General features: G+C 70.4%; 13 protein-coding genes. 12 read left to right on the top strand and 1 reads right to left on the bottom strand.

Annotated features, from left to right (window positions below; genetic code table 11):
• Positions 1-22: 22 nt before the first annotated feature.
• From INQ48_26190 to alkB, 12 genes are all read left to right on the top strand, one after another.
• Positions 23-1,165, top strand: coding sequence for an ABC transporter ATP-binding protein (locus tag INQ48_26190; protein ID QRF56782.1), 1,143 nt, complete (start codon positions 23-25; stop codon positions 1,163-1,165).
• Complete coding sequence (locus INQ48_26185; protein ID QRF56781.1) at positions 1,162-2,067, top strand: ABC transporter permease; 906 nt, start codon at positions 1,162-1,164, stop codon at positions 2,065-2,067. The genes INQ48_26190 and INQ48_26185 overlap by 4 nt, the downstream gene beginning before the upstream one ends.
• Positions 2,064-2,894 carry an ABC transporter permease gene (locus INQ48_26180; GenBank protein QRF56780.1) on the top strand — a complete coding sequence of 277 codons (831 nt, stop codon included), beginning with the start codon at positions 2,064-2,066 and terminating at the stop codon, positions 2,892-2,894. Before INQ48_26185 ends, INQ48_26180 begins: the two co-directional genes overlap by 4 nt.
• A gap of 49 nt (positions 2,895-2,943) precedes the next feature.
• On the top strand, positions 2,944-4,011 hold the full coding sequence (locus INQ48_26175; GenBank protein QRF60905.1) for an extracellular solute-binding protein: 1,068 nt from the start codon (positions 2,944-2,946) through the stop codon (positions 4,009-4,011).
• A gap of 97 nt (positions 4,012-4,108) precedes the next feature.
• Positions 4,109-4,858, top strand: coding sequence for a GntR family transcriptional regulator (locus INQ48_26170; protein QRF56779.1), 750 nt, complete (start codon positions 4,109-4,111; stop codon positions 4,856-4,858).
• Positions 4,855-5,193, top strand: a complete 339-nt coding sequence (locus INQ48_26165) for a hypothetical protein (protein ID QRF56778.1) — start codon at positions 4,855-4,857, stop codon at positions 5,191-5,193. Before INQ48_26170 ends, INQ48_26165 begins: the two co-directional genes overlap by 4 nt.
• A 22-nt stretch (positions 5,194-5,215) precedes the next feature.
• Complete coding sequence (locus INQ48_26160; protein QRF56777.1) at positions 5,216-7,465, top strand: N,N-dimethylformamidase; 2,250 nt, start codon at positions 5,216-5,218, stop codon at positions 7,463-7,465.
• 17 nt (positions 7,466-7,482) lie between these two features.
• Positions 7,483-8,295, top strand: coding sequence for a shikimate dehydrogenase (locus INQ48_26155; GenBank protein ID QRF60904.1), 813 nt, complete (start codon positions 7,483-7,485; stop codon positions 8,293-8,295).
• 145 nt (positions 8,296-8,440) lie between these two features.
• A complete protein-coding gene (locus INQ48_26150) occupies positions 8,441-9,001 on the top strand; it encodes a TetR/AcrR family transcriptional regulator (GenBank protein QRF56776.1) in 561 nt (186 codons plus the stop codon).
• Positions 9,002-9,110: 109 nt separating this feature from the next.
• Complete coding sequence (locus INQ48_26145; GenBank protein ID QRF56775.1) at positions 9,111-9,851, top strand: SDR family oxidoreductase; 741 nt, start codon at positions 9,111-9,113, stop codon at positions 9,849-9,851.
• Positions 9,852-9,897: 46 nt separating this feature from the next.
• Positions 9,898-10,878, top strand: a complete 981-nt coding sequence (locus INQ48_26140; GenBank protein ID QRF56774.1) for a nitronate monooxygenase — start codon at positions 9,898-9,900, stop codon at positions 10,876-10,878.
• An 83-nt stretch (positions 10,879-10,961) separates the two neighbouring features.
• Complete coding sequence (gene alkB, locus INQ48_26135; protein QRF56773.1) at positions 10,962-11,615, top strand: DNA oxidative demethylase AlkB; 654 nt, start codon at positions 10,962-10,964, stop codon at positions 11,613-11,615.
• Positions 11,616-11,624: 9 nt separating this feature from the next.
• Here the strand turns inward: alkB and INQ48_26130 are convergent, their stop codons facing one another.
• Positions 11,625-12,422 (bottom strand): hydratase, encoded by a 798-nt coding sequence (locus INQ48_26130; GenBank protein ID QRF56772.1) that lies wholly within the window; start codon positions 12,420-12,422, stop codon positions 11,625-11,627.
• Positions 12,423-12,454: the final 32 nt, after the last annotated feature.

The following is a 12,454-nucleotide window of genomic DNA, read 5'->3' as shown; positions in this document are numbered from 1 at the left end:
CGCACCCAGAGGAATCCGCAGCATGGCATCCACGGCAACCCAACCGCCCGTTGCTGGCTCCGAACGCGTCGGCGGTGCCGGCATCGAGATCCGCGGCCTCGCCAAGCGCTTCGGTGCGGTGCGCGCGGTGGACGATGTGTCGCTGAGCGTGCAGCCCGGTGAATTCCTCGCGCTGCTCGGGCCCAGCGGCTCGGGCAAGACCTCGATCCTCATGAGCATCGCGGGCTTCGAGCTGCCCGATGCCGGCAGCATCGCCATCGACGGCCGCGACGTCACCTACCTGCCCGCGAGCCAGCGCAACCTCGGCATGGTGTTCCAGAAGTACACGCTGTTCCCGCACCTCTCGGTGCTCGACAACGTGGCCTTCGGCCTCAAGATGCGCGGCGTGGCGCGCGCCGAGCGCCATCGCCTGGCCGAGCAGGCGCTGGCCACGGTGCGGCTCGAGGGCTACGGCAAGCGCATGCCGGCGCAGCTTTCTGGCGGCCAGCAGCAGCGCGTGGCGCTGGCGCGCGCCATCGTCTACAAGCCGAAGGTGCTGCTGATGGACGAGCCGCTGAGCGCGCTCGACAAGAACCTGCGCGAGGAGATGCAGCTCGAGATCAAGCGGCTGCAGTCGCAGCTCGGCATCACGGTGGTCTTCGTCACGCACGACCAGGGCGAGGCGCTGACCATGGCCGACCGCGTGGCGATCCTCAACCAGGGCCGCATCCAGCAGCTCGATGCGCCCAAGGCGCTGTACGAGCGGCCGCGCACGCGCTTCGTCGCGGGCTTCATCGGCGAGACCAACTTCATGCCGGCCGAGATCGGCCCGCTGCGCACCCAGGGCGCGCTGGTGCAGCTGCCCGGCGGCGCGAGCCCGCGCGAGGTGCGCACCGATGCGCTGGTGGGCCGCGTGGCCGCCGGCGGCCGCGCGGTGGCCGCGCTGCGCCCCGAGCAGATCGTGATCGGCAGCCCCGAGGACCCGGCCGCGCTGCGCGCCACCGTGAGCGGCGTGATCTACAGCGGCTCCACCGTGCTGTGCATCGCGCAGCTGTCCGACGGCACCGAGCTGCGCGCGCGGCTGCCCGACCCGAGCCGCGTCGCGCTCGCGGCCGGCGACCGCGTCGGCCTGCTGTGGCCGGCCGATGCGCTGCGCATCTATGGCGACGAGGTGGCCGCGGCATGAGCACCGCGACCGTGCCCGTCATCGCGGCCTCGCCCTCGGCGTTCTCGCGCCTGTGGCTCGGCGGACGGCAGCTCAGCGTGGCGGCGTCGGCCGTGCTGCTCGCGCCCTTCTTCGCGCTGCTGCTGCTGGTGTTCGTCTATCCGCTGCTGAGCCTGCTGTCGCTCAGCGTGCTCGAACCGCATCCCACGCTCGCGAACTACGCGCGCGTGTTCGACAACCCGGTCTACGTGCGCGTGATGCTGCGCACCGGCTGGATCAGCCTGCTGACGACCGTGCTCGCGCTGGTGCTGGGCTTTCCCATCGCCTACATGATGACGCGCGTGAAGGGCGCCGTGGCCGCGCTGCTCACGGCCTGCGTGTTGCTGCCGCTGTGGTCCAGCGTGCTGGTGCGCACGGCGGCCTGGATCGTGCTGCTGCGCCGCGACGGCATCGTCAACAACGCGCTGCAGTGGCTGGGCCTCACGGGCGAGCCCGTGAAGCTGCTCTACACCGAGGGCGCGGTGGTGCTCGCGATGGCGCACGTGCTGCTGCCCTTTTTGATCCTGCCGATCTACTCGGCGCTCAAGAACATCCCCGACGACTACATGCGCGCGGCCGCCATGCTCGGCGCCAACCGCCGGCGCGCCTTCTTCGAGGTGCTGCTGCCGATGAGCCGCGCGGGCGTGTGGAGCGGCTGCCTGATGGTGTTCCTCTCGGCGCTGGGCTTCTTCGTCACGCCGGCGCTGGTCGGCAGCCCGCAGGAGCTGATGATCGCCACGCTGGTCTCGCAGCAGGTGCGCGAGATGCTCGACTGGCCCTTCGCGGCCGCGCTGATTGGCGTGCTGATGGTGGTGGTGGCCACGCTGACCATGGTCTTCAACAAGGCCGTGAGCTTCAACCGGCTGATCGGGGGCGGCGCATGAGCAAGAACGAGAACACCGTGCGCCACCGGGCGCCCTTCGACCTGGGCGCCTTCTCGCTGCGCGCCTACGTCTGGCTGGTGGTGCTGTTCATCATGGTGCCCACGCTGATCATCGTGCCGATGTCCTTCAGCCCGGCCGACTTCCTCGAGTTCCCGCCCAGCGGCTTCACGCTGCACTGGTACCAGGAGTTCTTCGGCGATCCGCAGTGGCAGAAGGCGGCGCTGCTGAGCCTGCAGGTGGCCGCGCTCACCATGGTGTGCTCGGTGGTCATCGGCACCATGGTGTCGTATGCCATCGTGCGCGGCACCGAGCGCTTCCGCTCGGCCACGCAACTGATGGTGATCGGCCCGGTGATCGCGCCGCACATCGCGGTGGCGGTGGCCTGCTACCTGTTCTACCAGCGCCTGGGCGTGGTCGGTTCGCTGGCCGGCTTCGTGGCGGCGCACACGGTGCTGGCGCTGCCCTTCGTGGTGTTCACCGTCTCGGCCGCGCTGTCGCGTGTCGACCCCGACCTCGAGTCGGCCGCCATGAGCTGCGGCGCGAGCCGTGCGCGCGCCTTCTTCCACGTGACCCTGCCGCTGATCGTGCCGGGCCTGCTGAGCGGCGCACTGTTCGCCTTCATCATTTCCTTCGACGAGCCCGTGGTCTCGTTCTTCGTCTCGAGCGTGCGCCAGCGCACCTTGCCGCGGCGCATGTTCGAGGACATCGAGCAGAACCTCACGCCCGTGATCCCGGCCATCGCCACCCTGCTCACGCTGCTGTCGATCGCGGTGCTGATCGCCGTGGCGCTGCTGCGCGTGCTCGAGCGCCGGCGCCGCGCCGAATGAGCACGTCCCCCGTTTTTTCCTGGTCCTCACTCACAAGGAGTTCGCGATGATGAAATGTCTGACTCGAAACAAGGGTGCCGCCCTCGCGCTGCTCGCCTGCGCGGCGTTCACCGGCGCCTCGGCGCAGGGGCTCGAGAAGGAACTGGTGATCGCCACCACCGGCGGCCTGATGGAGAAGACGCTGGTGCAGTACTTCTACACCCCGTTCTCCAAGGCCAAGGGCGTGGAGGTGGTGCCCGCCGCGATCGAGGTGCCCGACCAGTGGGCCAAGGTGCAGGCCATGTCGCGCAGCGGCGGCATGGAGTTCGACATCGTGACCGCCACCCCGCCCGACCTGGTGCAGAAGAAGGAACTGCTGCAGGCCATCGACTGCAGCAAGCTGCCCAACGTCACCGCCAACGGCGTGAAGGGCGCCTGCACCACCTACGGCGTGATGCGCACCGTGGGCGGCATGCAGATCGGCTACAGCACCGAGGCCTTCAAGGGCGCCAACGTGCCCAAGACCTGGGCCGACTTCTGGGACACGGCCAAGTTCCCCGGCCCGCGCGGCCTGCCCGACACCGGCGACCGCGAATGGTGGGTGCCGGTGGCGGCGCTGCTGGCCGACGGCGTCGCGCCCGACAAGCTGTTCCCGCTCGACCTCGACCGCGCCTACAAGAAGCTCGACAAGCTGCGTCCCAACGTCGCCGTCTGGTGGAAGAGCGGCGACCAGCTGCAGCAGATCATGCGCAACAAGGAAGTGGTCATGAGCATGGGCTACTCGGGCCGCCTGATCTCGCTGATGAACGCCAAGGTGCCGATCGCCGTGTCGTGGGACGGCGCCGTGCGCGACGTCGGCTACATGTCGATCCCCAAGGGCGCGCCGCATCCGAAGGCGGCCATGGCCTACCTCGACTTCTTCTATGCCTCGGCGCCCGAGCAGCACGTGAACTTCGTCAATGCCGTGAACTACGACACCGGCAACGGCAAGACCGCGAGCCTGTTCCCGCCCGAGCGCCGCGCCATGCTCGCGACCTCGGCCGAGAACTTCGACAAGCTGATCGTGGCCGACTACGAGTGGATCGGCAACAACCGCCAGATGCTGCGCGACCGCTGGATCGCCTGGCTGGGACGCTGATCCCGGTCGCGTGAGTGCCGCTCGCGGGGCCACGGCAGGGCCACAATACGCCGCCGCGCGATTCCCGGCACACACGCAATCAAGGAGAGAGAAGCCCATGGCAACCCCGGTCATCAACGTGGTCGAACGCACCAATCTGGCGAGCCAGATCTACGAGCACCTGCGCGAGCAGCTGATGTCGGCCACCTTCCAGCCGGGCCAGCGCCTGAAGATCCGCGAGCTGGCCAAGACCATGGGCACCAGCGAGACGCCGGTGCGAGAGGCCCTGATCCAGCTCGTGCGCGACCGCGCGCTCGAGATGAAGGAGGGCTACTTCATCCGCGTGCGCCAGCTCTCGCTGGCCGAGTACCTCGAGCTGCGCGACATCCGCCTCGCGCTCGAGCCGCTGGCGGCCGAGCGTGCCGTGCCGCTGCTTGACAACGCCACCATCAAGCAGCTCACCGAGAGCCACCGGCTGCTGGTGCGCGCGGAGAAGACCAAGGACTACCGCGCGGCGCTGCAGCACAACTTCGACTTCCACTTCGGCATCTACCGCCACTCGGGCATGCCGCAGCTCACCGAGCTGCTGGACCGCATCTGGGTGCAGGTGGGGCCGATGATGAACTTCCTCTATCCCCACGGCCATCCGACCTACGACGCCGAGCACCAGCACGTGAACGTGCTGCGCGGGCTGCAGCAGCGCGACACCGCGCTGGTGCGCCACGCCATCGAGCAGGACCTGATCGAGGGCGGACGCGACTTCGTGCGCGTGCTCGGGGAGATCGATGCCAATCCCGCGCGCGCCGAAGAACTGCTCGCGCTGCGCAACCAGCCGCCACCGACCGGCAGAAAGCCTCCCACCCCATGATGGACCACACCAGCGACCCGAACGCGGCGCGCTACGTACTCGACCCCCAACGCACCGACCTCGCGCGCGAATTCCGCGGCTGCATCCGCGGCCCGCACAGCGAGGAACTGAAGAAGCTCCTGCATCGCATGCGCTGGGGCGCCTTCCCCGGCCGCTATCTGCTGGTGATGGTCGAGCCGGGCCGCCGCTGGGCGCTGGCGCAGATGCCCGACGAGCGCGGCCAGAAGGTCAAGGTGTTCCACGACGTGGTGTTCGAGTCGCTCGACGACGCCGAGTGGCATGTGTTCGGCCTGCGCTGGAAGGCGCTGACCGGCACCGAGCTGAAGCTGGATTGAAGAAGCACACCGCGAGACGACCATGAGCGCCCCCATCGACACCAATGCCTTCGTCGGCTACCCCGACACCCTCAGCGTGCGCGCCGGCGAACGCATCCGATTCCACCTCAGCAGCGAAGCGAAGCAGCAGGCCGACGTGAAGTTCGTGCGCGTGCGCTGCGCCGACGCCGACGCCACCGGCCCCGGCATCAAGTACCGCGAGCTCGCATCGCCGATCGACGGCGTGCATGCGGTCGCGTTCCACGAGGCGCCCTGCGGCTCCTTCATGTCGGTGCCCGCCGATGCGCGCTTCGCGCCCGAGGGTGCGTTCTCGTTCGGCTGCTACGTCTGGCCGACGCGGCTGCTGGCCACGCCGCAGACCGTGCTCGCGCGCTGGTGCGAGGACAGCGGCCGCGGCTGGGCGCTGCAGCTGTCGCGCGACGGCCTGAGCCTGCGCGTGGGCGGCGCCGATGGCGCGATCGAGCTGAAGACCGATGCGCCGCTCGAGCAGCGCCGCTGGTACTGGGTGCAGGGCGCGCTCGATGCGACGACCGGCGAGATGGTGCTGTCGCAATGCCGGCTGGCCGATGGCGCGCTGCCCGAGCAGCGCCGCGAGGCGCGCGCGACGAAGCCGGGCGGCTGGCGCCTCGATTCGCAGGGCCCGCTGACCGTGGCCGCGCATGCGCTGTCGGCCACCGGCGGCCGCTGCGGCGCGCACTACGACGGCAAGATCGAGGCACCGCGCATCGCGGAAGGCCTGCTGGGCGTGGACGCGCTGCGCCGCTGCGACGACCTCGCGCGCCCGGGCCTGGCCGATGCCGCGCTGATCGCGGGCTGGGACTTCTCGCACGGCATCGACACGCTCGAGGTGCTCGACCGCTCGCCCAACCGCCTCGACGGCCGGCTGCATCAGCTGCCCTGCCGCGGCATGACCGGCGTGCACTGGACCGGCGACGTGCACGACTGGCGGCTGGCGCCGCGCGAGTACGGCGCGATCCATTTCCACAGCGACGACATCTACGACTGCGGCTGGCCCGCGACGCTCGAGCTCGACGTGCCGGCCGACTGGAAGTCGGGCTTCCACGCGCTGCGCCTGCGGCCCGTGGACGGCAGCGCGGCCGAGACCTTCATCACCTTCTTCGTGACGCCCGCGGCCGATGCGAAGCGCGCGCCGCTCGCGGTGCTGGCCGCGAGCATGACCTACATGGCCTACGCCAACAGCGCGCTGCGGCTGCATGCGGTGCACTTCGAGGTGCTGACCGAGCGCCTGCTGATGCTGACCGGCGACGACATCTACCTGCAGGAGCATCCCGAGGTCGGCCAGTCGACCTACGACCACCACATCGACGGCAGCGGCCGCGCCTACAGCTCGTGGCTGCGCCCGGTGCTCAACATGCGGCCGCGCTCGCAGCCCGGCAACCTCGCGATCGACAGCCACTTCCTCGACTGGCTCGAGGAGAAGGGCATCGACTACGACGTGGTGACCGACGTCGAGCTCGACCGCCAGGGCGCGGGCGCGCTCGCGGGCTATCGGGTGCTGGCGACGCTGTCGCATCCCGAGTACTACAGCGAGGCGATGATGAACGGCATCATGGCCTTCCAGAACGCGGGCGGACGCCACCTCGCGCTCGGCGCCAACGGCTTCTACTGGCGCTGCGCCTTCCATCCGAAGGCACCGGCCGCGGTCGAGGTGCGGCGCGGCATGGCCGGCACGCGGACCTGGGAATCGCAGCCCGGCGAGGTGCACCTGGCCGGCACCGGCGAGCCCGGCGCGCTGTGGCGCCACAGCGGCTTCGCGCCGCAGAAGCTGATCGGCGTGGGCTTCTCGGCCATGGTCTACGACCACGCGGGCTACTACCTGCTGACGCCCGACGCGGCCGAGCCGCGCGTGGCGTTCGCGGTCGAGGGCATCGCGCAGGGCGAGCGCATCGGCGACTACGGCGTGCGCATCGGCGGCGCGGTCGGCATCGAGATCGACCGCTTCGACGTCGGCCTCGGCTCGCCGCCGCATGCGGTGATGCTCGCGACCTCGCACGGCCTGGGCCCGGGCGCGCTGCCCACGCCCGAGGAGTACCGCACCACGGTGCACGGCCTCGACGGCGAGCAGAACGCGCTGGTGCGCGCCGACATGGTGTTCTTCGAGACCGCCAAGGGCGGCGCGGTGTTCTCCACCGGCTCGATCTCCTACGTGCTCTCGCTGAGCCACAACGGCTACGACAACAATGTGAGCCGCATCACCGGCAACGTGCTGCGGCGCTTCCTCGATCCGGCCCCGTTCGAGCTGCCCGCCTGAGCGTCGCCATGACCGAGATGCGCATCACCGGCCGCACCGGCATCATGCTGATGCTGGCCGATCCCGTGGCCCACGTGGTGGGCTCGCTGCGGCTCAACGACCGCTTCGCGGCCGAGGGCCTCGACATCGCGGTGTCGCCGCTGCACGTGGGCCCCGCCGACCTCGCGACCGTGATCGACGCGCTGCGCCGCATGCGCAACGTGCTCGGCTTCGGCGTGACCATCCCGCACAAGATCGCGGTGCTGCCGCTGCTCGACGCGACCACGCCGCGCGCGGCGCGCATCGGCGCGGTCAACTTCGTGCGGCGAGACGCCGAGGGCCGGCTCACGGGCGACAACCTCGACGGCCGCGGCTTCGTCGACGGGCTCGCGGGGCAGGGCATCGCGCTGCGCGGGCGCCGCGTGCTGCAACTCGGCGCGGGCGGCGCGGGGCGCGCGGTGGCCTTCGGCATCGCCGAGGCGGGCGCGCGCGAACTGGTGATCCACAACCGCACGAACGAGCGGGCCGAGGCACTGGCGGCCGACGTGGCCGCCGCGTACCCGGACTGCAGCGTGCGCGCGGGCACGAACGATCCGGGCGGCTTCGACCTCGTGGTCAACACCACCTCGATGGGCATGCACGAGGGCGATGCGCTGCCGCTCGACGTGGCGCACCTGGCGCACCTGGCGGCCGGCACCGACGTGGCCGAGATCATCATGACGCCCGCGATCACGCCGCTGCTGGCCGCGGCGCAGGCGCGCGGCTGCCGCATCTCGCTGGGCACCTCGATGCTCGATGCGCAGTACGTGCTGGTGAAGGAATTGCTCGGGATCGGTGCACCGGCGGCCTGAAAAGTTCTTCCGCGGCGGGCGCGGGCCTTGCAAGGGACCCGCGAAAACGAGCAGCGATCGATGGCCAGTCGTCAGGATGGCTGAACGATCGTATGTTATTTTTCCCTTCGTCCTGTCCACCGGAATTCCGCGCCGAGGAACCGCCATGCGCTACGCCCCCAACCACAAGGAAGAGACCCGCGAGAAGCTGCTCGAGAGCAGCCGAGCGATCGCCAAGAAGGGGGGCTTCAGCAGCACCGGCGTCGATGCGCTGATGTCGGCCATCGGCCTCACGGGCGGCGCCTTCTACAGCCACTTCGGCTCCAAGGGCGAACTGTTCGCGGCGCTGATCGAGCGCGAGATGGAGAACAGCGCCGAGATGCTCGCGGGCACGCCCGACTCGCCGCCCGACCACGTGGCGCGCTGCCTCAAGAGCTACCTCAGCAGCGCCCATGCCCTGCATCCCGAGACCGGCTGCGCGCTGCCCGCGCTGGGCGCCGAGATCGCGCGCTCCGACCCGGCCGTGCGCGCGGCGGTGGAGCGCGGCCTGAAGAAGCTGCACAAGGCCTGGAGCCAGCGCCTCGAGGGCGACGACGACGCGGCCTGGGCCGTGATGGCGCAGTGCGTGGGCGCGCTGCTGATGGCGCGCGTGGTCGAGAACGACCGCACGCGCCAGGACATCCTGAACTCGACCCGCCGCGACATCGAGCGCAACCACCTGGACTGAACCGCGCCGGCCGCATGCGCCGCCGGAATGCTGTCGCGCGCTCGATTGACAGCCCGATGCCTCTCCTTTACCGTGCTTTGGTCCACGAGCGTTCAATCAAGGAGACGACATGAGCCAGGGCAATGCGGGCGCCGGTGTGGCGCTGATCATCGGCGCGGGCGATTCCACCGGCGGGGCGATCGCCAGGCGCTTCGCGGCCGGCGGCTACACCGCCTGCGTGACGCGGCGCGACGCGCAGAAGCTGCAGCCGCTGGTCGAGAGCATCGAGGCGGCCGGCGGCAAGGCCGTGGCCTTCGGCTCCGATGCGCGCAAGGAGGAGGAGGTGATCGCGCTGTTCGATCGGGTCGAGCGCGAGGTCGGGCCGGTCGAGGTGCTGGTGTTCAACATCGGCGCCAACGTGCCCTCGAGCATCCTCGAGGAGACCGCGCGCAAGTACTTCAAGATCTGGGAGATGGCCTGCTTCGGCGGCTTCCTCAACGGCCGTGAAGCGGCCAAACGCATGGTGGAGCGCGGCCGCGGCACGATCATCTTCACGGGTGCCACCGCGGCCCTGCGCGGCGCCGCCAACTTCGCGGCCTTCGCGGGTGCCAAGCATGCGCTGCGCGCGCTGGCCCAGAGCATGGCGCGCGAGCTGGGGCCGCGCAACATCCACGTGGCGCACGTGGTGGTCGACGGCGCGATCGACACCGAGTTCATCCGCACCAGCTTCCCCGAGCGCTACGCGCTCAAGTCGGAGGACGGCATCCTGAACCCCGAGCACATCGCCGAGAACTACTGGCACCTGCACACGCAGCCGCGCGATGCCTGGACCTTCGAGCTCGACCTGCGTCCGTACATGGAACGCTGGTGAGCGGCAGCGCCGCGTTCCCCGTCCTCTTCCTCCACCCTCATCGACCATGAAAACACGCATCACCGAACTCTTCGGCATCCGCCATCCGATCATCCAGGGCGGCATGCACTACGTGGGCTTCGCGGAACTCGCGGCCGCGGTGTCGAATGCCGGCGGCCTCGGCATCATCACCGGGCTCACGCAGAAGACGCCCGAGCTGCTGGCGCGCGAGATCGCGCGCTGCCGCGAGATGACCGACCAGCCGATCGGCGTGAACCTGACCTTCCTGCCGACCTTCTCCAAGCCGCCCTATCCCGAGTACATCGCCGCGCTCATCGAGGGCGGCGTGCGCATCGTCGAGACCGCGGGCCGCAGCCCCGAGGAACACATGCCGGCGCTCAAGGCGGCCGGCGTGAAGGTGATCCACAAGTGCACCTCGGTGCGCCATGCACTGAAGGCCGAGCGCATCGGCTGCGATGCGGTCAGCGTCGACGGCTTCGAGTGCGGCGGCCATCCGGGCGAGGACGACGTGCCCAACATGATCCTGCTGCCGCGCGCGGCCGACGAGCTGCGCATTCCATTCGTCGCCTCGGGCGGCATGGCCGACGGCCGCAGCCTCGTGGCCGCGCTCGCGCTCGGCGCCGAGGGCATGAACATGGGCACGCGCTTCATCGCCACGCAGGAGGCGCCGGTGCACGAGAACGTCAAGCGCGCGATCGTCGCGGCCAGCGAGCTCGACACGCGGCTGGTGATGCGCGGCCTGCGCAACACCGAGCGCGTGCTCAACAACAAGGGCGTGGAGGAACTGCTGGCGATCGAGCGCGCGAAGGGCGCGGACCTTCAGATCTCGGACATCCACGACCAGGTGGCGGGCATCTATCCGCGCGTGATGATCGAGGGCGACGTGGACGCGGGCGCCTTCAGCTGCGGCATGGTGGCGGGCCTGATCCACGACGTGCCGACCGTGCAGGAGCTGGTCGACCGCATCATGGCCGAAGCCCATGGGCTGATCGCGGCGCGGCTCGCGGGCATGCTCGAGACGGCCTGAGAACCACCGCGGCGGCACCGGATGTCCGGAACCGGCCGGACCCGGTACGCCGGCTTGCGGTATTTTCGAGGGCCGTATCCGCCATGACCCTCGAGCTCTTCCCCGCCACCGACGAACCGTTTCGCGCACCCGAGCCGCTGGGCCCGGGTGCCTGCGTGCTGCGCGGCTTCGCGCTGCCTTTCGCGAGCGAGCTGCTGGCGGCGCTGCCGGGCCTCGAGGGCGTGTCGCCGTTCCGGCACCTGGTGACGCCCGGCGGCTACACCATGTCGGTGGCGATGACGAACTGCGGTCCGCTGGGCTGGGTCAGCGATCGCAGCGGCTACCGCTACGACGCGATCGATCCGCTGTCGCAGAAGCCCTGGCCCGCGATGCCCGCCGCGTTCGCGCGGCTCGCCCGCGAGGCGGCCGAGACGGCGGGTTTCCCGGGCTTCGCGCCCGATGCCTGCCTGGTCAACCGCTACCAGCCCGGCACCCGGCTCTCGCTGCACCAGGACCGCGACGAACGCGACCATGGCGCGCCGATCGTCTCGGTGTCGCTGGGCATGCCGGCGGTGTTCCAGTTCGGCGGGCTCGCGCGCGGTGACGCGGTCGAGCGCGTGCCGCTCGCGCATGGCGACGTGGTGGTGTGGGGCGGTCCCGACCGGCTGCGCTTCCATGGCGTGCTGCCGCTCAAGGACAAGCCGCATCCGCTGCTGGGCAGCGTGCGCATCAACCTGACCTTCCGCAAGGCCGGCTGAGCCGCGCGCTCAGCGCAGCGTGACTTCGATGCCGTCGAAGGGCGCGTCGAACTCGCTGCGCCAGACCTGGCCGGGCGCGATCGGCCAGGCGTCGGTCCAGGTGCCGGTGGTGACCACCTCGCCCGGCTGCAGCGCGGGTGCGCCGGGGCAGGCCTGCAGCTCGTGCAGGAAGTGCAGCAGCGCATGCAGCGGGCCGTCGAGCACGTTGGCGCCCGTGCCTTCCTCGACCTGCGTGCCGTTGCGCGACAGGCGCAGGCGCGTGCGCGCGAGCAGCGCATCGAGCGCCGCGCCGTCGCTCGCGAACTCGCGCGGCGGCCGCTGCCGTCCGACCAGCAGGCGCGCATGCAGCGCGCCATCGGCCACGGTGTCGGCGGCGCCGAACTTCCAGCCTTCGCAGTGCGACTGCACGATTTCGAAGCCCGGCGCGATCCATTCGACGCAGGCGAACAGCTTCTCGAGCGTGGCACCCTGCGGCGGCGTGGCGGCGATGCCGAACACGACTTCGGGCTCGATGCGCGGCTGCACCGTGCCCGCGAGGTCGACGCTGCCTCGGCCGTCGCACAGCGTCAGCGTGGTGTTCCACACCGGGCCCCAGATCGGCGCGAAAACGCCATAGCGTTGCCAGATGGTGCGGTTGGTGAAGCCGACCTTGTAGCCCACGGGCCGTTCGCCGCGCGCGAGCCGCAGGGCGCGCAGCGCGAGCGCGTCGGCATAGGCGGCGGGCAGGCCGGCGGCAGTGCGGTCGGGGCGATCGGCGGGCCACAGCGCGGCCCGGTCGTAGTGGTCGAGCACGTCTTGAGGTGTCATCGGCGCAGTCTACAAAGGGCGAATGGGTCGGG

The sequence above is a fragment of the Variovorax paradoxus genome (assembly GCA_016806145.1).
In the GTDB taxonomy this organism is placed as follows: Bacteria; Pseudomonadota; Gammaproteobacteria; order Burkholderiales; family Burkholderiaceae_C; genus Variovorax.
This window is presented reverse-complemented; position numbering and strand designations above follow the sequence as displayed.